Genomic DNA, 23,780 nt, shown 5'->3' on the forward strand with positions numbered 1-23,780 from the left:
CGTTATCAATTGGGGGGTTGCGCCCTGCGCGCTACACCAGCGGACGGCCGTTCTTGATCCTGCGGTCCAGGTCACGCAGCAAGACGTTGAAGGGGAACTGCCGGATGAACCGCGGTAGATACCGGTTCACCGTGGCCAACACGGCGATCAACCGGTCGAAACGGCGCTGCTTGGTCGCGTCCCAGGGCAGCCGCATCTCGTCGCGGAACCGCTGCGGCAGGAAGCCCGTGGTGATCAGCAACGCGACGTTGTCCGAGAGGCGCTGCAACCGCCGCGGCAGTTTCACGCCCCGAATCCGATTGGCGGCAATGGGAAACAGGTACTCCCGCACGGCGTCGTCAATGTGCACCTTGTCCAGCGATTCTTCCCAGTAGCGGTCGAACGCGGCGCGGTCGGCGGGCCACATCGTCGGCGGCACCTGCAGCGTGGTGGCCAGCGTCATGCCCTCGCGATAATGACGGTCGGCATCCTCGCCCTCGAGTTCACCGATGAACATGCGGTAGATGTCGACCCCGCCCTTGTACAGGCACGCCCCCACCCACAGCTGCAGCGCGGGGTCGAAAGCGTTGTAAGCCACCGGGCTTCGACTTTCCCGGGTCGAGTAGACCTGCGCGTGCGCTCGGTTCACCGCCCGGCGGAAGGCGTCTTTCTGGGCATCGCTGCCGTTGGTCGCCACGGCCAGGTAGGTGAAGGTGGTGCGGGCGCGCTTGATCGGGTGCAGATCGACCCGGCCGCTTTCGACGCGGCTCTCCATCACCCCGTATCCGACGCCGGGCCGTGCCAGTTGCATGATCACGTTCGCCGGGCCGGCCAGCAATGCGACACCCATCAACCCCTCGTCGATCCCCAGCGCCCGCCACCGCCTGCGCCGCTGCGCGCGGGGCGGGTCGGTGATCCTGCGCTCGACGTGGTCGATCGGCTGGTGCACCTGCTGGTGAATTGCCATCGTCAGGTCCTCCCGCAGCGCCGGTCCGCTAATGTGCGAACGCGTGTTTCCTGATATTGTCGCGGCCAGGCGTTGGTGTCAAGATGGTCTGCATGAGCGAGACGTCCCGGGCACGGCCCTACCGTGGGGTCGAGGCGGCCGAACGCCTGGCCACCCGCCGCCAACGGCTCCTCGCCGTAGGGCTGGACCTGCTCGGAGCGCAGCAGCAGAACGTCTCGGCGGTCACCGTCCGCGGCGTGTGCCGAGGCGCCGGCTTGGCGGCCCGGTACTTCTACGAAAGCTTCGCCGACAAGGACGAGTTCGTCGCGTGCGTGTTCGACTGGGTGGTCGCGGAGTTGGCCGCCACCACCCAGGCGGCGGTGGCCGCGGTGCCGGCGGCCGAGCAAACCCGTGCGGGCATGGCCAACATCGTCCGGACCGTCACCGAGGACCCACGGGTTGGGCGCCTGTTGTTCAGCACGCAGTTGGCCGACCCGGTGATCGTGCGCAAACGCGCCGAGTCCAGCGCGCTGTTCGCCATGCTGTCCGGCCAGCACGTCGGCCACGCGCTGCAGGTCCCGACCAACGAGCGCATCAAGGCCGCCGCGCATTTCGTGGTCGGCGGGGTCGGACAGACCATCAGCGCCTGGCTGGCCGGTGACGTCCAGCTCGAACCGGACCAGCTCGTCGACCAGCTGGCGGCGCTGCTCGACGAGCTCGCCGAGCCAAACCTGTACCGCCTCACCGACACACGTGCCGACGCTTAGCGCGGCGGCACGAGCTCACACCCGGCTTGCCGCGCGCCAGCCCGTCGTGGCGGTGAGCGAGAAGTCGCTCAGGGTAGCCGAAATGTGCTGCGCCAAGCGGCCTTCCGAGTTGTGACCACCGGGCTGATACCCGAGGACCGAGACGAAGACCTGTCCGTGCACCCGTCCCGACAGCAAAGCGAGCGCCCCGTTGGTGCGGTGCATCGTTGCCCTGGTCACGCCCGGGTACACCGACCTCATCGCGAAGTAGCCGGCCTCGCTGCCGTCCGGCCGATTCACCGCCGGGTCCAAAGCACCGAGGTTGGACGATACGACAGTCGTTGCGCCGCCGGTGACCACGCTGATCATTCGGCGGAAGAGCCGCTTCGGGATCAGGGGAACCAACGGCAACAACGCCCAGCGCTCGTCGGGAACGTCCTGATGGCGAATCAGCGCGTCCTTGATCGCGGTGCGGATCTCGCGCAGGTCCGTGCCGATCGCCGAGGGGCTCAGCGTGACGTCGACGTTCGTCACCGCGTTGGCGCGAGTATCGCCGCGGGTGCGCTCGTTGACCGGCATCCCCACGTTGACCGAGCCGTCGGCCGCGACGCGGCCCACTCGCTGCGCGAGCCGGGCGGCCAATCCCGCGAGCAGCGCGTTGCTGGTGCCGCCGAGGGCGCGGGCGCGAACATCCCACTCGTCGGCGCCGACGAAGAACGTCGTCATCGGCAAGATGATGTGGTCATCCCCGGCGGTGGGCGGCGTGGGCGGTTTCTCCGCGGACGCGGCCTGCACAGCGTCGCGGCCCTGCCGGAGCATTCGGATCGCCGCGCTGACGGCGCGGCCGACATCGCCCGCGTCATGCGCAGTTTGGCGCGCGTCCTCACGGACCGCTCGCCACCGCCGACGTGCCGCCGCGGCGGGCCAGCGGATCTCGTCGTCACGCCCACAGGCCGCATCCGCCAACGCTTCGCACAGCCCGACGCCGTCGGTGAGGCAATGGGTGGTGACCAGGCTGACCGCCGCGCCGCCATCGGTGAGCGGAAGCACCGCCAGGTGCCAGCCGGGGCCGTGCTCGGCGTCCGGACGTTTGGTGCCCTGTTCATCCAGCCACGCGTCGATCTCGTCGCGGCGCCGCGGCGTCCCGACCATTTCGAGGGCGCACCGGTCGTTGGGCGATACCCAGCGGTGGCGGCCGAACGGCAAGGGAGAGCGTTGGATCCGGCGCGACAACCGCCCCCTGCCCAGATGGTGATGGAACTCGCGCAACCCGCCCGTGTCGACGGCGTGGTCGTACACCCACACACATTGCAGCAGGCTGGTGGCTCCCGTCGCCCGCTCGCCGAGGAAGAGGGTCTGGTCGGCCAGGTCCAGCACGTTGCTCATCTTTATGCCGCTTCGTTGTCGTCCGCGTCCGGCGCCAGCGGCTGGGTTTCTTCCGAATAGGCCTGGGGTGCAACCACAATCGGCTCATCCGTGGTGCGCTTGGCGACCCGCAAAAACGCCTGCGCCAGTGACGCGATGTAGCGCAGTACAGACTCACGCGCGACGGCGTTGTCCGGGAAGGAGATGGTCACGGTGGTGTTCTCGGCCTGGCGGTTGATCCACATGTTGATCCCGCCGTGGGAAAGGCTGTCGCCATACGTGCCGAACTTCGTCTCCGCCCACAACCCGTTCAGGGGGATCTTGCGGAAGTCGAGGTAGGACAGCATCATCGGCAGCTTCGTGGGCAGCTTGATGCCCAGTTCGTCCGGAGTGGCCAATTCCAGGACCCGCTCGACCGAGACGTCGGCGAGGCGCTGGGCGTCGTCGAATGACTTCTGCGCGGCCCTGGCCGCCTCGGCGAACGTCTCGCCGGCGGTCGGCACGGTGATCGGGATCAGGCTGGCGAACCACCCCACGGTCATCGTGTCGACACCGGCAACCCGGGTGTCCTTGGCGGTGAACCCATGATAGGTGTCCTTGCCGGTCAATTCGTGCTCGGCGAAACCGGCGCACGCCAGGACTCCCCCGATGAACCGGGCGCCGGCCGCGACGCACGCGGCGTCGAAGGCCGCGGTCTCGGCGGCGTCCATCAGCTCGACGGTCAGCAGATCACCCTTGGTGCTCGACCAGAAGTCACCCAGCGGCAGTGGGAAACTCGGCCAGTCGCCGTCGGTGTCACGCGCGAACGCGATCCAATCCTTGATCTCGGGCGAAGACAGGTCCAGCATCGCGGCCTTCTGCCGCTGCCGCGCAACGTAGTCGCGATAGCTCCGGACCTCGGGCAGTGCGGCGGCCCTGCGCCCGCTCTGCGCCAGTTCCTGATACATCAGGTGGATGTCCAGGAAGATGAGGGCGGCGGACAGCCCGTCGATGTGCAGGTGGTCGACGCTGGCGTAGAACGTGAAATAGTCGGTGTGTTGGACGATTCCGTAGGTGAAGCAGCCCCAGTCCAGGGTTTCAGGAGTCGTGGTCAAGACATGGGTGCGCACCTGGTCCGGGGTCATCTCGCCGAGCGCCACGGGGACGAATTCAATGCTTTCGGGATCCTCGATCTCGCGGCGCACGAAGATTCCGTTGTCGAATTCGAACCAAAAGTGGTACGTATCCTGGCGGCGCACATGGGTGTTGATGGTCGCGGTCATCGCCTCGATGTCGCAGCTGCCGGGGATATCCCACGCCACGATCATCAACCGGGGCAGCTGCCGTTTCAGGTTCTTGCCGTGATAGGAGGCCCAGAGATGTTGGTTCTGTTGATAACTCGGAGCCAGATCACTTCGACGTGCGGCGCGAGCCGCTTCAAGCGCCGTAGGGGCGGCCATCCACATGGTAACCGGGCCGTGCGGCGGTTGCCATTCGTTGATGTTTCCGAGTGCGACCATTCATCGAGTCCTTGTGCTGTGAGATACCGGCGGCTGTTGTGCGGTCCGGGGGGCGGTCAAAGAGCAATCAGCGCTGGGCTTTTGGAGCATCACGTGTTGGTTTCGCGCTTGAAGTTTCGCGACGTACTCTTCGGTATGTCGGGCTGAACTACCGCGTCGCTTACACCCCCTATGTCGCTGCTGTGGACGCTAGTTGACGGCGGCGACGATTTCGCGGTTTTGCGAAGACTCGCATTCTCCCGCGTGATCATCGGTGCTGCGGTAGCCTACTTCGCTTACCGGTCGCACGGCCGCCAAGGAACATGCCGCAGGTGCCCGGACCCCCTCGGCTCGAGCCGAACCTCTACCGTCTCAGGGGAACAGCGGCAGATTCCAGAGCCGCATGCCGGGATCCAGCAACCACAACCGCATCATGGTCAGCCGCATGATGCGCACCGCGCTGGCGATCATGAAGATCGCCAGCGGCACCTCGATCAGCAGCGCCGTGATCACCGACAGCCAGATGTCTTTGGGGCCGGCGGTCATCAGGTCGAACCACGCGTCGCAGAACAGCAGGACCCCGGTGGTGAAGGCCGCGAGCACCAGCAGCTGACGACGCAGGTACCCGAGCACCGCCGTCGTCAGCATGAACCCGACCAGCAGCACGTCGAAGCCGACCCAGGTGATCGGCCAGTTGTGGGCGACGTAGTTCTCCGGCAGCGTCATCGACAGATAGCCCAGCCACGGCACCATCGCCATGGCCCCTCCTACCATCAGACTCAATCGGATGCGCCGCACCCGCGCCAGGAACTCGGGGTCGATCACGTCACCCAGGGGCTGCTCCAGCCGGGTGATCAGTTCCCGCCGTTGCTCAGGCGTCAGCGCCGCGATCTGCGCGTCGGTCAGAATGCCGTCGGTCATGAAACATCCTCCGGCCGGGTCCGGTCAGCTCAGTGGGCGGCGCCCACCGGGGGCCGGCGGTCCGCCGCGGTTTTGGGCACCGCCTGGGCGTCGCCGCTTTCGAATTCTTTCACCCAGCAGGCGAATTCAAGTGTGATCCCGTCGGGATCCTGGAAATAGAACGAGCGAACGTAGACGCCGGGATGCACGGTCGCCGACACCTGCATGGGGCTTTCGTCATGGTTGAGCACCGGCCCGACCCGCACCCCTTTGTCCTTGAGGAGCTGACGGTAGTCGTCGAACTTCTCGGCCGGCACGTGGAAGGCCAGATGGTTCATGGTGCTGACGGCGCTGGTGATGTCGCCGACCCCGGGGATGGCGCCCGGCGACGAGATCCCCGGCACCCGGTCGGGGGCGTCGGCGAACCAGAAGAAGGCGACGCAGTCGCCATTGCCGGCGTCGAAGAAGAAGTGCTGGCCGGCACCGCCGGGGAGATCGAGCGATTTGATCAGCGGCATACCGAGGATATTCGTGTAGAAGTCCACGGTTTTCGCCATGTCCGAACACACCAGCGCAACGTGGTTGATCCCACCGAGTTCGAATTCCGTGTTGATGTTGTGCGGCTTGATCATCTGGTGGCTCCCCTCGGTCCCCGGCTCGACGATCCTGGCCAAGGCCCGAATCTGAATCTAACATCGGTTTCAGTTTTGGCCCAGGAGGTGCGCAGGTGTCGACCACGGCGTCCCCTGCCGGCCGGGACGGCCCGCCCGCCGGGCTTCCCACTCTTCGCGGCAGGCGCACGCGGGCCGCCATCGACATGGCCGCCCGAATCGTCATCGCACGCAAGGGTGTCCTGGCCATACCGAGCCATCTATAGCTGAGGGGACCGCTGCATTGACTGGTCGTACCGGTGCCGGAGTCATCCGCGAATTCGTCGGGCTTGCTTCGCCCACCGCGGGCCGCGCGGGCGCGGGCGGGCACCCGTGCCAGGGCTTGTATCACCGGGGGGTGGGCCGCAAACCTAAAGTGGCGATGATCGCGACGCATTACCAGATCGACTTCTCCGAGCACTATCTCGCCGACTACATGGCCACCCGCGGCATCGGTTTCCTGGGCTGGAACACCAGGTTTCGCGGCTTCGAAAGCAGCTTCCTGCTCGACCACGCGCTGGTCGACATCGGCGTCGGGGTGCGCTGGCTACGTGAGGTTCAGGGCGTCGATACCGTTGTGCTGTTGGGAAACTCGGGTGGGGGCTCATTGATGGCCGCCTACCAGTCACAGGCCGTAGAGCCGAATGTCACTCCCCTGGACGGGATGCGCCCGGCCGCCGGGCTGACCCAATTGCCACCGGCCGACGGTTTCGTGGCCACCGCCGCCCATCCCGGGCGCCCGGAGGTGCTCACCGCCTGGATGGACGCCGCCGTGGTCGACGAGAACGACCCCGTCGCCACCGATGCCGGCCTCGACCTGTTCAACGAACGCAACGGGCCGCCCTACTCGCCGGAGTTTCTCACCCGCTACCGCAGCGCGCAGACGGCGCGCAACCACGCGATCACCGACTGGGCCGAGAACGAACTCAAACGCGTTCGCGCGGCCGGGTTTTCCGATCGCCCGTTTTCCGTCATGCGCACCTGGGCCGATCCGCGCATGGTCGATGCCAGCATCGAGCCCACCAAGCGCCAACCCAACTCCTGCTACGCGGGCGTCCCCGCCAAGGCGAACCGCTCGGCGCTCGGCATCGCGGCGGCCTGCACGCTGCGCAACTGGCTGAGCATGTGGAGCCTGCGGGTGGCGCAAACCCGCGCCGAACCGCATCTGTCCCGGATCAGCTGTCCCGCCCTGGTGATCAACGCCGAGGCCGACACCGGTGTGTTTCCCTCTGACGCCCAACGCATTTTCGACGCACTCGCCGGCACCGACAAAACGCGGGCCTCGGTGGACACCGACCACTACTTCACCACGCCGGGGGCACGCAGCGAGCAGGCCGACACCATCGCCGAATGGATCGGCAAGCGGTGGCGCTGAGAGTTGTCGCGCATTTCGTCTCCGCCGCCTGTGCGACGGACAGCCGCCAGCCCATATCGTCAACCAACCGACCGGTTGTTAGCTTGGAAGGTACTTGGCCGACGCGGCCACCTGCAGCAACGGAGGGCGACCAATGCCGATCGCGATAAATCCCGAGCATCAAGACCTGGCCGATTCCGTGCGATCACTGGTGGCGCGCGTCGCGCCGTCCGAGACGCTGCACGCGGCCATGGAAACCCCCATCGAAGATCCGCCGCCCTACTGGCAGGCCGCGGCCGACCAGGGACTGCAGGGCGTCCATCTCGCCGAGTCAGTCGGCGGACAGGGCTTCGGCATCCTCGAATTGGCCATCGTGCTGGCCGAATTCGGTTACGGCGCGGTGCCGGGCCCGTTCGTGCCGTCGGCGATCGCCAGCGCACTGATCTCCGCGCACGACCCGGACGCGAAGGTGCTCGCCGAGCTGGCGTCGGGCGCCGAGATCGCCTGCTATGCCCTGAATTGCTGTGCGCTGACCGCCACCCGCCAGGGCAACGCACTGGTGATCCGCGGCGAAGTTCGCGCGGTCCCGGCCGCCGCGCAAGCCACGCTGCTGGTGCTGCCGGTCGCCATCGACAGCGGCGAGGCGTGGGTGGTGCTGCGCGCCGACCAGCTCGAGATCGAGCCGGTGAAAAGCCTGGACCCGCTGCGCCCCATCGCCGACGTGCGCGCCAATGCCGTAGAGGTCGCCGAGGACGCGGTGCTGACGAACCTGGGCATGGCGACGGCGCACGCGCTGATGACCACACTGCTGTCCGCCGAAGCCATCGGTGTGGCGCGCTGGGCGACCGACACGGCCTCGCAGTACGCCAAGATCCGTGAGCAGTTCGGCCGCCCGATCGGCCAGTTCCAGGCCATCAAGCACAAGTGCGCCGAGATGATCGCCGACACCGAGCGGGCCACCGCGGCGGTGTGGGATGCCGCCCGCGCAATCGATGAGGCCCGCGAAAAAGGTTGGGACACAACCAGTTCGCATGTCAACTTCGCCGCCGCCGTGGCGGCGACGCTGGCGCCGGCGGCCGCCCAGCGGTGTGCTCAGGACTGCATACAGGTGCACGGCGGGATCGGCTTCACCTGGGAGCACGACACTAACGTCTACTACCGCCGGGCCCTGATGTTGGCCGCCTCCTTCGGTCGCAGTTCGGACTATCCGCAAAAAGTCGTCGACACCGCGACCACCACCGGCATGCGTGCGGTAGACATCGATCTCGACCCAGACACCGAAAAGCTGCGGGCAGAGATCCGGGCCGAAGTCGCCGCGCTCAAGGAGCTCGAGCGAGAGCAGCGCAAGATCGCCATCGCCGAGGGCGGTTGGGTGCTGCCCTATCTGCCGAAGCCGTGGGGCCGGGCGGCCAGTCCGGTGGAGCAGATCATCATCGCCCAGGAGTTCTCCGCGGGGCGGGTCAAGCGGCCGCAGACGGGGATCGCGACCTGGATCATCCCGTCGATCGTGGCGTTCGGAACCGAGGAGCAAAAGCAGAAGTTCCTGCCGCCGACGTTGCGTGGCGAGATGATCTGGTGCCAGCTGTTCTCCGAGCCGGGCGCCGGATCGGATCTGGCCAGTCTCACCACCAAGGCCACCCGGACCGAGGGCGGCTGGCGCATCACCGGCCAGAAGATCTGGACCACCGCCGCGCAGTTCTCCCAGTGGGGTGCGTTGTTGGCCAGGACGGACCCCAGCGCACCGAAACACGGCGGCATCACTTACTTCCTGCTGGACATGCGCAGCGACGGCGTCGACGTCAAGCCGCTGCGCGAGCTCACCGGCAACGCCATGTTCAACACCGTCTACATCGATGACGTGTTCGTGCCCGACGAGTGCGTGCTCGGCGAGGTCAACCGGGGCTGGGAGGTCAGCCGCAACACCCTCACCGCCGAGCGGGTGTCGATCGGCAGCAGCGAGGCGAACTTCCTGGCCACGCTGGGCCAGTTCGTCGAGTTCATCCGCGACGGCCACTTCGACCAGATCGCCCAGCATCGAGCGGGCCAATTGATCGCCGAGGGTCACGCGGCCAAGGTGCTCAACCTGCGCTCGACGCTGTTGACGCTGGCCGGTGGGGACGCCATGCCGTCGGCGGCGATCTCGAAATTGCTGTCCATGCGCACCGGCCAGGGTTACGCCGAATTCGCGGTCTCGTCGTTCGGCACCGATGCCGCGATCGGTGACCCCGACCAATTACCCGGCAAATGGGGCGAATACCTGCTGGCCAGCCGCGCCACCACCATTTACGGCGGCACTTCCGAGGTGCAGCTGAACATCATCGCCGAGCGGCTGCTCGGCCTGCCCCGCGACCCGTAAGGCGTCGCAAAAGGGCCCGAAACAGGGCCATGCCGACCTGACTACGTCAGGCCGGCATGGTTCCCCCCATACGCGGTGGCCATCGGCGAGGGTTGGCGTGTCGGCGATGGTCCCTACCGCGCGGAGTTGGTGGTCACCACCACCAGTTCCACCAGTGCTGGGGGCCCCACGAGCCACCGCCACGGCCCCCATTGCCGTGCCCCCAATTGCCATTTCCCCGACCATCATGGCCGCCCCATCCACCGCCGCCTGGGCGGTCAGGGATGAAGCCCGGTCCGCTGTGCGGCCCAGCACTGGCGAAGCTTGTGGTGGCTACGGGCGCAGGAGTGGCCTGGGCCGTGGGGGCGCCGCCGAAAATCAGCGCGCCGGCCAGCGCCCCGGCCCCCAGGGCACCTGCGGCCGCGCCGCGTAATGACCGCCCGAAGCTCATCGAAGTTTTCCTCTCCAACCACTTGCTACCACTGCCAAAAACGCTAGTCGCACCTTTCTGAGCAAACAAGAGAAATTCAGCGTTTTACGCTGTGAATTGGATAACAATGGCGGCGATTCAGCCAATTTCTGTCGTCGTTATCCGATGCGTATTTCCGTAATCAATTTATACACAAATACTGATTTTCCGCGCGTTCGATCGGTGTTGGCGCAGCTTGTCGGTGATTTACTGATGTACTGTCTTACGGCGGTAGTATCTACTGATATCAGATAATCCGCAGTAACGGATGTTCTGAGTTTATGGGTCTCCCGGACACCGACCAGCAGCATCGGCGTCCGGAAAAAACAACCATTTTGAGGGCGACCAGCTACTTTTATCAATTTGCGACGCGATCCGCGGGGCGGGGCGCCGCCGCGAGCCGCAACTGCGTTGCCACCCCGCAGCGGCGGCCGGAACGCGGGCGGGTCGCCGACGCGACTTAGGCTGGCGTCGGTGACAGAATCAGTATTGACACAACGGCACCGAGCGCTGATTTACTGATTGGCACTCACGGAGGAAGACACCGAAGTGAACTTCAACAGCAGTCACAGCGGACCCAGCGCCGGAGCCTTTCGCGCCCCCAACTCGGCCACTGGGCCCTCGGGGGACGCCGCCCCCACCGAGCGCCTCACCAGCCTCGGACAGCCGGGCGGCCCGCGGATCGCCAGCCAACCGGCCGCCCAGCAGGGGCGCACCCAGCGGACACGTCGAACCGTCGACCTGCCGGCGGCCACTCACCGGGCCCTCGACATCTGGCAGCGCGAGGCGGCCGACCGGCTGGGAGTCGCCCGGGTGACCGGGCAGGAGGTCCTCACCGCGCTCATCGACCAGCTTCTGGTCGACCCGAAGCTGACGGCGCAGATCACCCGCGCCATCAAAGAGCGCCGCTGACCCCGTCCACCTTCAAGACCCGCCGGCCCAAACGGGCTAGTTGTGATGTCCAGGGACGTTGTCCGGTCTGGTATCGGTGAGCCTGTGTGACAGGTGAAGGCCTCCGGTTGTGAAGTGGAGCTGTCTAGGAACCGCTTCGTCAACCAGGAGGCCTTCGTGTCCCACGCTAACGCTGCTTTGACCCCTCGTGCTCGGTTGAGACTGGCTCAGTTGATCGTCGAGGGCGGCTGGACCTACGCCGCGGCCGCCAAGATGTTCATGGTCGCACCGCGAACTGCTAAAAAGTGGGCCGATCGGTTCCGTGCCGAAGGTGTGGCCGGGATGGTCGACCGCAGTTCTCGACCGCGCACCAGCCCTACCCGCACCCGTCCTGAGGTCGTTCGGCTAATCGTGGGCATACGGTGGCGTCACCGATACGGTCCCGTGCAGATTGCTGGTCGTCTGGGCATGCCGGCCTCGACTGTGCACGCAGTGCTGACCCGATGCCGGATCAACCGCCTGGCGGCCATCGATCGCATTACCGGTGAGCCGCTGCGCCGTTATGAGCATGCCCATCCCGGAGCGCTGATTCACGTTGACGTGACCAAGTTCGGCAACATCCCCGACGGTGGCGGCCACAAGTTCGTGAGTCGACAACAAAGCAAGCACAACGCCGCCCAGACGGCTCACCGCACCGGTAATCGCGGCGACCGCGCCAAGAACTGGCGCCCGAGGATCGGAACAGCGTTCGTGCACACCGTCATTGATGATCACTCCCGCATGGCCTACGCCGAGATTTGTACCGACGAAAAAGCTGCCACCGCGATCGGCGTGCTGCAGCGCGCGGTGGCATGGTTCACCGAGCGCGGCGTCACCGTCGAGCGAGTCCTATCCGACAACGGATCTGCCTACAGATCCTTCGCATGGCGTGATGCCTGCGCAGATCTGCAGATCACCCCCAAGCGGACCCGTCCCTATCGCCCACAGACCAACGGAAAAATCGAGCGATTCCACCGCACCTTGGCCGACGGCTGGGCCTATGCCCGGCTCTATGACTCAACCGAACAGCGCGACACCGCGTTGCCAGCCTGGCTGCATTTCTATAATCACCATCGAGCCCACTCCGCCATCGGAGGCCAGCCACCAGTCACTCGACTGACCAACCTCCCTGGACATCACAGCTAGTCGACGTCCATTTCGCGCAACTCGCGCTTGAGGATCTTGCCCGTCGGGTTGCGCGGCAGCTCGTCGAGGAAGACCACTTCACGCGGCACCTTGTAGCGAGCCAGGTGGTCGCGCACGTAGTGCTTGACGGTGTCCTCGTCGAGGTCGGCGCCGTCCTTCTTCACCACGAAGGCGCGCAACCGATGGCCCCATTCCTTGTCCTCGACCCCGATCGCGGTGGCCTCCACGACATCGGGATGCCCGGAGAGGAGGTCTTCGACCTCGGCCGGGAAGACGTTCTCGCCGCCGGACACGATCATCTCGTCGTCGCGCCCACTGATGTAGAGCAGGCCGTTCTCGTCGAAGTAACCGACATCGCCCGAGGACAACAGCCCGTCGATGATCTGCTTCTTACCTCCGCCGGTGTAACCCTCGAACGGGAAAGCGTTGCCGACGAAGATGCGACCTACCTCGCCCTGCGGCAGCTCCTTGCCGTTGTCGTCGTAGATCTTGACGCGGACACCCTTGACGACGGGCCCGACGGTCGACGAGTTGAACTCCAGGTGCTTGGGCTCGGCGATGGTCGCGAAGGCGATCTCGGTCGAGCCGTACATGTTGTAGATGACCGGGCCGAGGTCCTTGAGACCCCGTTCGGCCAGGTCGGCTCCCAGCGCCGATCCCGACACGAAGACGATCTTCAGGCTCGACAGGTCGGGCTTGGAGTCCATCTTCTCGAGTGTGTCGAGGATCCGCGACAGCATCACCGGGACGACGACCATGGCGGTCACCTTGTACTTTTCGATGTCTTCCAGCACGTGCGGCGGCTTGAATTTCCGGCGCAGCACCAGCGTCGAGCCGAGGAACATCGCGATGGTGCCATGCAGGAAGCCCAGCGCGTGGAACATCGGGGCCGGCAGCGAGGTCACCTCGCCGGCCTTGAACGGAACGTGCGACAGGATGCCGCCGATCGGCGCCAGCGTCGGCGGGGTGCTGCGGTTCGCGCCTTTGGGGGTACCGGTGGTGCCGCTGGTCAGGATGATGATCGATGAGTGCTTGCTCGCCTTGGGCGCGGGCTTCTTGCCGCTGCGCTCGATCAGGTCGGCCAGCGTCTCATCGGTGCTGCCGGACGGCTCGTCGGCATCGGGGTTGGTCCCGAGCGCGCGCAGCTTGCCAAGTTCCGGATCCGCCTTGCTGACCGCCTTGGTGTACTCGTCGTCGTAGATGATCAGCTTGGCGCCCTCGCGCTCGGACACCTCTTTGATCTGCGGGCCGGAGAATTCGCTGTTGAGCAGGATGATGCGGGCACCCACCCGCGCGGCGCCGAAGTAGGCGATCAGAAACCAGCGACTGTTGCGGGCCAGGAGGGCGACGCCGTCGCCGCCCTTGACGCCCTTCTCGATCAGCCCGTTGGCCACCGCGTGTGCCGCCTCGTCGAGTTCGCGGTAGGAGAATTCGCCGTCTTCGTCGATGCACGCCGCCTTATCGGGATGGCGCCTCGCGTTGAGAGAGGGCAGCATGCCGAACTCTCCCCACTTGTAGATGTCGGCGGCCATCGCGGCGTAGTTCTGCGGCGGCTCGATCCGGAACGCGCCCGATTCGAAGATCTTGCGCACGTAGTGCAGTTCGGCCGAGCCGCGTTCGACGTACTGCTGAACTTTGGCGACGGCCTGACCGGGTAGGCCGAGGAGGTTAGGCATGGAATCCACCATATGTGACGTCCGTCTCAGTACGGCCAGAAATTCTGGCGAATTAGCATGAACCGCATGACCCGTCCAGTTTCGCTGGAGGTGGCCGGGCGCCAGGTCACCATCACCCATCCGGACAAGGTGGTGTTCCCCCGCGTGGGCGCCGGCGAAACCTCGGCCGGCCCGCACACCAAGCTCGACCTAGTCCGCTATTACCTGTCGGTGGCCGACGGGGCGCTGCGCGGTGCGGCCGGCCGCCCGATGATCTTGAAGCGCTTCGTCAAGGGCATCACCGAAGAAGCCGTGTTTCAGAAGCGCGCGCCGGCCAAACGGCCGGACTGGGTCGACGTTGCCGAACTGCATTACGCGCGAGGCACTTCCGCCGCCGAGGCGGTGATCCACGACGCCGCCGGCCTGGCCTGGGCGGTCAACCTGGGCTGCGTGGATCTCAACCCGCATCCGGTGCTGGCCGAGGACCTCGACCACCCCGACGAGCTGCGGGTGGACCTGGATCCGATGCCCGGGGTCACCTGGCGGCGCATTGTGGACGTCGCGCTGGTGGCCCGCGAGGTGCTCGAGGACTACGGCCTCACCGCATGGCCGAAGACGTCGGGATCGCGCGGCTTTCACATCTACGCCCGCATCGCCCCGCGCTGGGAGTTTCGCCAGGTGCGGCTGGCCGCGCAGACCGTTGCCCGCGAGGTCGAGCGGCGCGTGCCCGAGGCGGCGACCAGCCGCTGGTGGAAGGAGGAGCGCGAAGGGGTGTTCGTCGACTTCAACCAGAACGCGAAGGACCGCACCGTCGCATCGGCGTACTCGGTGCGGGCGACCCCCGATGCCCGGGTGTCGACACCGCTGCACTGGGACGAGGTCGCCGGCTGTGACCCCGTGGCGTTCACCCTCGACACCGTGCCCGCCCGGTTCGCGGACCTGGGTGACCCGTGGTCGGGAATGGACGACGCCGTCGGCGAGCTGGACCGGTTGCTGGTGCTGGCCGAGGAGATGGGGCCGCCCGAACGCGCGCCGAAAGGGTCGGGCAAGCGTCCCGGCGGAGCGGCTGGCCGTAGGCGCTCCGCGATGCCGCTGATCGAGATCGCCCGCACCAAGACCAAGGACGAGGCGCTGGCCGCGCTGGACGTTTGGCGCGACCGCTACCCCGCGGCGGCCCGCCGGCTGCAGCCGGTTGACGTCCTGATCGACGGGATGCGCGGGCCCAGTTCGATCTGGTATCGGATCCGGATCAACCTGCAGCACGTTCCCGAAGACCAACGGCCACCCCAGGAGGAGCTGATCGCCGACTACAGCCCTTGGAAAAAGGAGGGGAAAAAGGAGGGGAAAAAGGAGGGGCAGGGATACGGCGACAAGCAGCAGCCGCCGACCTGATGCCGGTCCCGCCTAGATTCCCACCCGGGTTATCGCGTTGTGCTTGCGCAGGTAGCGGTACCAGGTGACGCCGAGCAGGGCGAGGAAGAACACGATGTAGAACCGCAGCGCCGGTTCGATGCTGCCGAACTGCGACTTCGACCACGCGTAGGCCAGCGGAACCACGAACCCGCCGAAGGCGCCCACCGCCGAGATGACGCCCAGCGCCCCGGCCGCCTGGCGGCGCATCCCCACCATGGTGTCCGGATCGCCGCCGGCCAGCTCCCCCTTGATCTTGAAGATCCGCGAAATCATCCGGTACGTCGAGCCGTTGCCGATGCCGGTCGCGACGAACAGGAACATGAAGCTGGCGAAGAAGGCCGGCAGGTTCACCGCCTGCACCGACCACAGTGCCGCCGCCGCCCCGATCGCCAGCATCACGAAGCTGGCGGCGGTGATGCGGGCGCCGCCGATCCGGTCGGCCAGCTTGCCGCCCAGGGGGCGCATCACCGAGCCGATGCCGGCGCCCAGGAACGCCCACGCCAGGGCGATGTCGCCGCGTCCGAAGACCGTTTTCAGCAGGGTGGGGAAGGCAGCCGAGTAGCCGATGAACGATCCGAAGGTGCCGATGTACAGCAGCGACATCACCCAGGTGTCGGGGTGCCGCAGCGACTCCAGCACCGGCCGCACGTCCGCCTTGGCCTCGGTGAGATTGTTCATGAACATGAACGCGCAGACCGCGGCCACCACGGCCAGTGGCACGTAGAACAGCCCGGCGCGGGACAGCGCCATCCCCCCGCCGGCGACGACGATGGGCGGCATGAGCTTCTGCACCACCGCCACACCGATGTTGCCGCCGGCCGCGTTCAGGCCAAGCGCCCAGCCCTTGTCCTGCTCCGGATAGAAGAAGGAGATGTTGGCCATCGACGAGGCGAAGTTGCCGCCGCCGAAACCGGCGGTCGCGGCGATCGCCACCAGGGCGCCGAACGGCAGGCCGGGATGGCTCACCGCCCACGCCAGCAGCAGACACGGGATGAGCAGCAGCGCCGCCGAGATGGTGGTCCAGTTACGGCCGCCGAACAGCGGCACGGCGAAGGTGTAGGGCAACCGCAGAAACGCCCCGACGCCGCTGGGCACGGCGACCAGACACAGGGCCTGGCTGGCGGTCAGTGCCCACCCGGAGGGGGCGGGGTGCCCATGCGCGCCCGCCGTCATCTGCACCACCACGATGCTCCACAACATCCACACGCTGAACCCGACGTGCTCGGCGAAGATCGAGAAGATCAGGTTCCGGCGAGCGATCGGCTTGCCGGTCGTCTTCCAGAATTCGGGGTCTTCGGGCCGCCAGTCATCGATCCAGTGCCGTCCCGCATGACGCTCGCGCTGCGGCGCGGGCTGCGATACGGGGCTGATGGTCGTGGTCATCCGGTGGGACTCCTGAGTTGAATGAGGCGGCGGGAAGTGACCACTCGACGCTAAAGACGCCCTGTTACCGGACTGGGTGTGCACAGTTACGTGGGCGATACGCAGAAATCGCAACGGCCCGGTCACGTTTGTCAGAACTCGGCAACGCAGCTACGCCGCGAGCACACGGCCGGGTGTCGATGCGCGACAATCGGCGCCCTGGATTTCCTCGACGCCGGCATGCCGCCGGGCTGACGGGCCTGCACAGCGCGGCGATGCATCTGCGGGGGCGGAACGCGATACTCTCACGCGATGCGACAGGGATGGAATCGACGGGGATTCTTGCAGCTCGCAGGGGCTGCCGGGGTTGCCGCGATCGGCGGTGCGACCGCGTTCTCGGAGCTTTTGACGGGATGCTCGTCAAGCAAGCCGGCTCCCGGAGCCACCCCGGGTTCGGTGACGGTCACCCACCTGTTCGGCCAGACCGTGATCAAGGAGCCGCCCAAGCGTGTCGTCAGCGCCGGCTACACCGAACAGGACGACCTGCTCGCGGTCGGCGTGGTGCCGATCGCGGTGACCAATTGGTTCGGTGACCAGCCCTCCGCCGTCTGGCCGTGGGCCGCGGCCAAACTCGGCGGCGCCCAGCCGACGGTGTTGAACCTGGACAACGGCATTCCCGTCGACCAGATCGCCGGCCTGAAACCGGACCTGATCGTGGCCGTCAACGCCGGCCTGGACGCCGACACGTATCAGAAACTGTCCGCGATCGCCCCAACCGTCGCGCAATCGGACGGCGACGCGTTCTTCGAGCCGTGGAAGGAACAGGCCGGCACCGTCGGCCAGGCGGTCTTCCAAGCCGACCAGATGAAGTCGTTGATCGCCGGCGTCGACCAGAAGTTCACCGACATCGGCAAAAAGAACCAGCAGTGGACCGGCAAGAAGGCGCTGCTGATGCACGGCGCGCTGTGGCAGGGCACGGTCGTCGCCACCATGGCGGGGTGGCGGACGGACTTCCTGAACCAGATGGGGCTGGTCATCTCCGACACCATCAAGCCGTTCGGCACCGATCAGCGGGCGGTCATCCCCCGCGATCACATCAAATCGGTGCTCGACTCCGCCGACGTGGTGATCTGGACGACGGAGAGCCCGGACGACCAGAAGGCGGTACTCGCCGACCCCGAGGTGGCCGGGTCGCTGACCACCGCGCAGAACCGCCACATCTTCACCACCAAGGACCAGGCCGGCGCGATCGCGTTCGCGTCGCCGCTGAGCTACCCCGTCATCGCCGACCAACTGCCCCCGCTGATCACCAAGATCCTGGGCTAGCCACGCGCGACGTCGCCGCTGTTTGAGCGTTTGCTAAGGCAGCTCTGGCAGTGCTCGAAAATCCCGTCCGCGACCCTCGCACGGGCCCCGATCCCGGGGTTACCGTCGAGTAATGAGCGTGACGGATCTTAGCGGCGACCTGGCCCACAACCTGCCGACGGAGCTGGTCGGCAACACCGTGGTGGACTACGGCGACCGCGCGCTGATGGTGCAATGCGGCAGCACCGCCGAGGTGTTGGCGTGGGCGGATGCGCTGCGCGCCGCGGCGATACCGGGCGTGATCGACGTCGTCCCGGCGGCCCGCACGGTGCTGGTGAAGCTGGACGGCTCGCGCTACCAAGGCGCTATCCGCCAGCGGTTGCGCAAGATGCGCGTGGCCGCCACCCCCTCTGCGGCCGCGGAACGGCGCGCCGACGTGGTCCTCGACGTCGTCTATGACGGCCCGGATCTGGCCGAGGTCGCCGGCCACACCGGACTGACCATCGCGGCGGTGATCGACGCCCACACGTCCACGCTGTGGCGGGTCGGATTCAGCGGATTCGCACCCGGATTCGCATATCTGGTCGACGGCGACCCGCGGCTGCGGGTACCGCGCCGCCCCGAACCGAGAACCGCGGTGCCGGCCGGCTCCGTCGCCCTCGCGGGTGAATTCAGCGCGGTATATCCGCGCCGATCCCCCGGTGGTTGGCAGCTCATCGGCCGCACCGATGCGGTGCTGTGGGATCTGCAGCGTCCGGACCCTGCGTTGTTGACGCGGGGGTTGTGGGTTCAATTTCGAGCCGTCTAGCCAGTGCCGATCGCAAGCGCGGCGCTGGGGGCCACCACCCGCTTGCGGGGGGACCGAGCGAAACGGGTCGCCACCATCAGTTAAGGAGATAGCCGTGCCAATCTTGGAGATCCTGCGCACCGGACCGCTCGCCGTCCTGCAAGACCTCGGCCGTCCGGGGCTGGCGCACCTGGGGGTCAGCCGATCCGGCGCCGCCGATCGGCGTGCGCACAGGCTGGCCAACCGCCTGGTGGCAAATCCCGACGACCGCGCCACCGTGGAGGTCACGTTCGGCGGTTTCGCGGCCAGGGTGTCCGGCGGCGATGTCGACATCGCGGTGACGGGCGCCGACACCGACCCCACCGTCAACGGAATCAAGTTCGGCACCAACAGCATTCATCACGTACGCGACGGCGAGGTGATCTCGCTGGGCGTCCCCCGCGCCGGACTGCGCAGCTACCTGGCGATCCGCGGCGGCCTGTGCGCAGAGCCGGTGCTGGGCTCGCGCAGCTACGACGTGATGTCGGCCATCGGGCCGGCCCCGCTGCGGGCCGGCGACCGGCTGCCGATCGGCGAGCACACCGACGCCTATCCCGAACTGGACCAGGCGCCGGTCGCGGCAATCACCGGCGGCGCCGTCGAGTTGTTCGTGGTGCCCGGGCCGCGCGACGATTGGTTCGTCGATCCCGATGCCCTGGTGCACACCGATTGGGTGGCGTCCGATCGCAGCGACCGGGTGGGGATGCGGCTCGTCGGCCGACCCCTACAGCATTGCTACCCGGACCGGCAGCTGCCCAGTGAGGGAGCCACCCGCGGCGCAATCCAGGTGCCGCCCAACGGTTTACCGGTGATCCTGGGACCGGACCATCCCGTCACCGGTGGCTATCCGGTGATCGGCGTCGTGGTGGACGAGGACGTCGACAAGATCGCCCAGGTGCGGCCCGGCCAGACGGTGCGGCTGCACTGGGCGCGGCCCAGGGTTTTGGTCGGCGCCCAGTCCGCCGCCGCGAGTTGGCCTTTTTCCTAACGCAATTCGTCCGCGAAAAAGCGGAGCCCGGAAATCCTCATGTATTCCAGCTCACATGAGACCGGGCGTATGCGTGAATTCACTTGGTGTTTCAGGCCCGCTCACCGGCGCGTCCGCGAACCGATTGCCCCTCAGGTTGTTACCAGATAACTGGTAAAAAACTAACAGGCGATATCGGCCCGCTCCGGTTGACCCGCTCGCGTCGTAAATGTGAGCATCGGACCGTACTGCGGGGCATGCCCCTTCATTCGGGCCGCCCAAGCCCCGAAAGCCAGCCTCCGAACCGCTTTCCCGGCATGGGCGAGCTCGGTGGCCCTTGGCGCGGCGGCCGGGCGCGGTGGTTCATTGGGCCTGACGAGAGGGATCTGAATGCACGCCATCCCGTGCAATGTCATTGCCACGCAGGCCGTTTCCTCGACAAGTGGACGCGCATGAGCGTTATGCCGAAGAAAGGCGACAATCAGATGGGCCGCAACCACCGCATCGCGGACTGGAACCCCGAAGACACAGCGGCCTGGGAGGCCGGCAACAACAAGATCGCCCGGCGCAACATGCTGTGCACCGTCGCCGGTGACCACGTTGCGTTTTCGATCTGGACCTTGTGGCCCGTCATGGCGCTGTTCATGCCGAGTGCCGTCTACGGCTTCTCCGCGGGCGACAAGCTGCTGCTGGGCGCGGTCGCCACCCTGGTCGGTGGCTGCGCGCGGATCCCGTACACCTTGGGCATCGCCGCCTTCGGGGGCCGCAACTGGACGACGTTCTCCGCCTTCGTGTTACTGATCCCGACGGCCGGCACGATCGTGTTGCTGGCCAATCCCGGCCTGCCGCTGTGGCCGTTCGTCCTGTGCGCCGCCCTCACCGGGCTGGGCGGCGGCAACTACGCGGCCTCGCTGGCCAACGTCAACGCCTTCTACCCGCAGCGGCTCAAGGGCGGCGCGCTGGCCGTCAACGCCGGCGTGGCCAACCTCGGGGTCGCGGTGATCCAGCTGGTCGGCCTGTTGGTGCTGGCCACCGCCGGGCACGAGGCGCCGTACTGGGTGTGCGCGGTGTACTTGGTGCTCCTGGCCGTAGTGGGCGTAGCGGCCGCGTTGTTCATGGACAACGTCAACCACGGCACCCAGCTGAGCACCATGCGCTCGATCCTGTTCGAGCGCGACACCCATGTGATCTCGCTGCTTTACATCGCCACCTTCGGCTCCTGGATCGGCTTCTCCTTCGCCTTCGGGCAGGTGCTGCAGGTCAACTTCCTGGCCGACGGGGAAACCCCCAAACACGCGGCGCTGCACGCCGCGCAACTGGCCTTCCTCGGACCCCTGCTGGGCTCGCTGGCGCGCATCTACGGTGGCCGGCTCTCCGATCGCATCGGCGGCGGCCGCGTCACCCTGGGCGTCCTCGCCGGCATGACGTTGAGCGCCGGGCTCTTGGTCACCGTCAGCACCGCCGACGATCAGCGCGGCGCGGCCCACTCCGTGAGCATGATCGGCTACGTCATCGGTTTCATGGTGCTGTTCATCCTGTCCGGCATGGGCAACGGCTCGGTCTTCAAGCTGATCCCCTCCGTCTATGAGGCGCGCAGTCGCTCGCTGGACGCGACCGAGGACGAACGCCGTCATTGGGCCCGCGCGATGTCCGGATCGCTGATCGGCGTCTGTTCAGCCGTCGGGGCGCTCGGCGGCGTGGCAATCAACCTGGCGCTCCGCCAGTCCTACCTGAGCACCGGCACGGAAACGTCAGCATATTGGGCGTTTCTGGTCTCCTACGTGGTGGCGGCACTGATGACCTGGACGGTCTACGTACGCCGTCCCGCGCCGGCCCCCGCCGGGCTGCCCGAGCCGGCGCCGGAAACCGAGGCCGCCCGGGTGTGAGTGGACTCGCAACACGGGCAATGGCACAGCAATTGACCGGTAACGCAACCGAAACGTCGCAGGCATACACAACTCACATGGCCCCCCAACTGGCCCCACCCGACGCCGCGCCGCTGACCGGCTACCGGATCGCCGTCACGTCGGCGAACCGCGCCGAGGAGCTGTGCGCGTTGCTGCGCCGTAACGGCGCAGAGGTCTCCAGTGCCGCGGCCATCAACATCATCGCCCTGCCCGAAGACGACGCACTGAAGAACCACACCGAAGCGGTAATCGCCGAGGCCCCCGATATTTTGGTGGCACACACCGGCATCGGCTTTCGCGGCTGGGTCGCCGCGGCCGACGGCTGGGGGCTGGCCACCGATCTGCTGGCGTCGCTTGCCAAGTCGCGGATCGTAGCCCGCGGACCCAAGGCGACCGGCGCACTGCGCGCCGCCGGGCTGCACGAGGAATGGTCCCCCAAGTCCGAATCGTCGCGCGAAGTCCTGCGCTACCTCCTCGAATCGGATGTCGCCGGTAAGCGGATCGCCGTTCAGCTGCACGGCGCGGCCGACGGGTGGGATCCTTTCCCAGAGTTCATCAACGGGTTGCGGACGGCGGGCGCGCAGGTGGTCCCCATCCACGTATACCGCTGGAAGCCGACGCCGCCCGGCGGCGACTTCGACCAACTCGTCGCCTCGATCGCGCGGCGGCAATTCGACGCGGTGACCTTCACCTCGGCCCCGGCCTGCGCGGCGATGCTGGAACGCAGCCGCGAGTTGGGCATCGAAGATCAACTGCTGCAAGCTCTTCGCAGCGATGTGCACGCGATGTGTGTTGGCCCCGTCACCGCGCAGCCGTTGATCCGCGCGGGGATCCCGACGTCGTCGCCGGAGCGAATGCGGTTGGGAGCGTTGGCCCGCCACATCGCCCAGGAGCTGCCTCCGCTGCGGTCGTGCGCCATCCGCGCGGCCGGACACGACATCGAGATCCGCGGAAGCTGCGTGCTGGTCGACGGTTCGGTCAAGTCGCTCTCGGGGTCGGGCATGGCAACGCTGCGCGCCCTGGCGCAACGCCCCGGTGATGTCGTGGCGCGCAACGACCTGTTACGAGTACTTCCCGGCAACAGCAATGATCCACACGCCGTCGATACCGCGGTGTTGCGGCTGCGAACGGCCCTGGGCGACAAGAACATCGTCGCGACTGTGGTCAAGCGCGGCTACCGTCTCGCGATCGACCATCCGACAGATTCCCCATGGCACTGATCCTGGTGGCGCACGGCACCCGCAGGCCCGGTGGCGTGGCGATGATCGAAGACCTTGCGGCACAGGTGAGTACGGTGGTTCGCCGCACCGTCGACGTCGCCTTCGTGGACGTGGTCGGCCCCACCCCCAGCGAAGTCCTGGTTCGCGCGAAGGCCGCCGACCGGCCCGCCATCGTGGTGCCCGCCTTCCTCTCCCGCGGATACCACGTCCGAGCTGATCTGCCCGCCCACGTCGAGATCAGTGGGCACCCGAGCGTGATTGTCGCCCCGGCGCTGGGGCCGAGCGGCCAGATCGCCCGGATCGTCGGCGATCAGCTGGTGAAATGCGGCTGGCGACTCGGCGATTCGGTAATTCTGGCGGCAGCTGGGACCTCGGACGACAAAGCCCGAACCGACCTGCACACCACGGCGACGTTGTTGTCGGCGCTGACCGGATCGCGGGTGAGCCTGGCGTTCGCGGCCACCGGCGATCCGCAGCTGCCCGAGGCGGTGGACCGGGCGCGGACTCGTGCGCGCCGCGCCGGCGGACGCGTCGTGGTCGCTTCATATCTCCTGGCCGACGGCCTGTTCCAGCAACGGTTGCACAGCTGCGGCGCCGACCTGGTCAGTGAGCCACTGGGCACCCATCCGGGGCTGGCGCGCTTGGTCGCGAACCGATTCCGGCGAGCACTGCCACCGGTCCCCGCCCCCACCGCCCGGCACGCGTCGCGCCGGGTGAGCCCCCATCGGCTGGCCCGCGTCGCGCCGGGTGAGCCGCCACGGGGCCCGCGGCCGCGGCATGCGCGCTCCGCCGTAACCCAAAACGCCTGCTCGTGAGGCGCGCCGGTG

General features: G+C 67.1%; 19 protein-coding genes and 1 pseudogene. 13 read left to right on the forward strand and 7 right to left on the reverse strand.

The window, feature by feature from the left end; all coding sequences use genetic code 11:
- Positions 1 to 31 precede the first annotated feature (31 nt).
- On the reverse strand, positions 32 to 946 hold the full coding sequence (locus ACIUM1_RS12610) for an oxygenase MpaB family protein (RefSeq protein ID WP_406817469.1): 915 nt from the start codon (positions 944 to 946) through the stop codon (positions 32 to 34).
- 83 nt (positions 947 to 1,029) lie between these two features.
- Between ACIUM1_RS12610 and ACIUM1_RS12615 the strand changes: the two genes are divergently transcribed.
- Positions 1,030 to 1,692, forward strand: coding sequence for a TetR/AcrR family transcriptional regulator (locus ACIUM1_RS12615; protein ID WP_406817470.1), 663 nt, complete (start codon positions 1,030 to 1,032; stop codon positions 1,690 to 1,692).
- 15 nt (positions 1,693 to 1,707) lie between these two features.
- On the opposite strand, the gene ACIUM1_RS12620 is transcribed toward ACIUM1_RS12615, so the two are convergent.
- The 4 genes from ACIUM1_RS12620 to ACIUM1_RS12635 form a co-directional block, all read right to left on the reverse strand.
- Complete coding sequence (locus ACIUM1_RS12620) at positions 1,708 to 3,057, reverse strand: hypothetical protein (protein WP_406817471.1); 1,350 nt, start codon at positions 3,055 to 3,057, stop codon at positions 1,708 to 1,710.
- 2 nt (positions 3,058 to 3,059) lie between these two features.
- Positions 3,060 to 4,535: a condensation domain-containing protein gene (locus tag ACIUM1_RS12625; RefSeq protein ID WP_406817472.1), complete on the reverse strand. Its 1,476-nt coding sequence runs from the start codon at positions 4,533 to 4,535 to the stop codon at positions 3,060 to 3,062.
- A gap of 351 nt (positions 4,536 to 4,886) precedes the next feature.
- Positions 4,887 to 5,435: a hypothetical protein gene (locus tag ACIUM1_RS12630; protein WP_406817473.1), complete on the reverse strand. Its 549-nt coding sequence runs from the start codon at positions 5,433 to 5,435 to the stop codon at positions 4,887 to 4,889.
- Positions 5,436 to 5,464: 29 nt separating this feature from the next.
- Entirely contained in the window at positions 5,465 to 6,046 is a 582-nt protein-coding gene (locus tag ACIUM1_RS12635) for a VOC family protein (protein ID WP_406817474.1), read from the reverse strand.
- Positions 6,047 to 6,141: 95 nt separating this feature from the next.
- Between ACIUM1_RS12635 and ACIUM1_RS12640 the strand changes: the two are divergent.
- From ACIUM1_RS12640 to ACIUM1_RS12660, 5 genes and pseudogenes are all read left to right on the forward strand, one after another.
- A pseudogene (locus tag ACIUM1_RS12640) lies at positions 6,142 to 6,273 on the forward strand (TetR/AcrR family transcriptional regulator); the annotation flags it as partial.
- 35 nt (positions 6,274 to 6,308) lie between these two features.
- Positions 6,309 to 7,439: an alpha/beta hydrolase gene (locus tag ACIUM1_RS12645; protein ID WP_406817475.1), complete on the forward strand. Its 1,131-nt coding sequence runs from the start codon at positions 6,309 to 6,311 to the stop codon at positions 7,437 to 7,439.
- A 133-nt stretch (positions 7,440 to 7,572) separates the two neighbouring features.
- Positions 7,573 to 9,774, forward strand: a complete 2,202-nt coding sequence (locus ACIUM1_RS12650; protein ID WP_406817477.1) for an acyl-CoA dehydrogenase — start codon at positions 7,573 to 7,575, stop codon at positions 9,772 to 9,774.
- A 997-nt stretch (positions 9,775 to 10,771) separates the two neighbouring features.
- Positions 10,772 to 11,134 (forward strand): ATPase, encoded by a 363-nt coding sequence (locus tag ACIUM1_RS12655; RefSeq protein ID WP_406817478.1) that lies wholly within the window; start codon positions 10,772 to 10,774, stop codon positions 11,132 to 11,134.
- 156 nt (positions 11,135 to 11,290) lie between these two features.
- Complete coding sequence (locus ACIUM1_RS12660) at positions 11,291 to 12,298, forward strand: IS481 family transposase (protein WP_406817655.1); 1,008 nt, start codon at positions 11,291 to 11,293, stop codon at positions 12,296 to 12,298.
- Here ACIUM1_RS12660 and fadD2 read toward each other — a convergent pair.
- Positions 12,295 to 13,974: a long-chain-fatty-acid--CoA ligase FadD2 gene (fadD2, locus tag ACIUM1_RS12665; protein WP_406817479.1), complete on the reverse strand. Its 1,680-nt coding sequence runs from the start codon at positions 13,972 to 13,974 to the stop codon at positions 12,295 to 12,297. The two genes, ACIUM1_RS12660 and fadD2, sit on opposite strands and share 4 nt — an antisense overlap.
- Positions 13,975 to 14,031: 57 nt before the next feature.
- Here fadD2 and ACIUM1_RS12670 point away from each other — a divergent pair, with 57 nt between their 5' ends.
- Complete coding sequence (locus tag ACIUM1_RS12670) at positions 14,032 to 15,345, forward strand: DNA polymerase domain-containing protein (RefSeq protein WP_406817480.1); 1,314 nt, start codon at positions 14,032 to 14,034, stop codon at positions 15,343 to 15,345.
- Positions 15,346 to 15,357: 12 nt separating this feature from the next.
- On the opposite strand, the gene ACIUM1_RS12675 is transcribed toward ACIUM1_RS12670, so the two are convergent.
- A complete protein-coding gene (locus tag ACIUM1_RS12675; RefSeq protein WP_406817481.1) occupies positions 15,358 to 16,749 on the reverse strand; it encodes an MFS transporter in 1,392 nt (463 codons plus the stop codon).
- Between the two features lie 291 nt (positions 16,750 to 17,040).
- On the opposite strand from ACIUM1_RS12675, the gene ACIUM1_RS12680 reads away from it, so the two are divergent.
- From ACIUM1_RS12680 to ACIUM1_RS12705, 6 genes are all read left to right on the forward strand, one after another.
- Positions 17,041 to 18,054 carry an ABC transporter substrate-binding protein gene (locus ACIUM1_RS12680; protein WP_406817483.1) on the forward strand — a complete coding sequence of 338 codons (1,014 nt, stop codon included), beginning with the start codon at positions 17,041 to 17,043 and terminating at the stop codon, positions 18,052 to 18,054.
- A gap of 112 nt (positions 18,055 to 18,166) precedes the next feature.
- Positions 18,167 to 18,841: an allophanate hydrolase subunit 1 gene (locus tag ACIUM1_RS12685; RefSeq protein ID WP_406817484.1), complete on the forward strand. Its 675-nt coding sequence runs from the start codon at positions 18,167 to 18,169 to the stop codon at positions 18,839 to 18,841.
- Between the two features lie 94 nt (positions 18,842 to 18,935).
- Entirely contained in the window at positions 18,936 to 19,847 is a 912-nt protein-coding gene (locus ACIUM1_RS12690; RefSeq protein WP_406817485.1) for a 5-oxoprolinase/urea amidolyase family protein, read from the forward strand.
- Between the two features lie 464 nt (positions 19,848 to 20,311).
- Positions 20,312 to 21,712: an MFS transporter gene (locus tag ACIUM1_RS12695; protein ID WP_406817656.1), complete on the forward strand. Its 1,401-nt coding sequence runs from the start codon at positions 20,312 to 20,314 to the stop codon at positions 21,710 to 21,712.
- 77 nt (positions 21,713 to 21,789) lie between these two features.
- Positions 21,790 to 22,953 carry a uroporphyrinogen-III synthase gene (locus tag ACIUM1_RS12700; RefSeq protein ID WP_406817486.1) on the forward strand — a complete coding sequence of 388 codons (1,164 nt, stop codon included), beginning with the start codon at positions 21,790 to 21,792 and terminating at the stop codon, positions 22,951 to 22,953.
- Positions 22,944 to 23,768, forward strand: a complete 825-nt coding sequence (locus ACIUM1_RS12705; protein WP_406817487.1) for a sirohydrochlorin chelatase — start codon at positions 22,944 to 22,946, stop codon at positions 23,766 to 23,768. Before ACIUM1_RS12700 ends, ACIUM1_RS12705 begins: the two co-directional genes overlap by 10 nt.
- The last annotated feature ends 12 nt before the right edge of the window (positions 23,769 to 23,780 follow it).

It is taken from the genome of Mycobacterium sp. M23085 (genome assembly GCF_045343915.1).
Lineage (GTDB): Bacteria > Actinomycetota > Actinomycetes > Mycobacteriales > Mycobacteriaceae > Mycobacterium.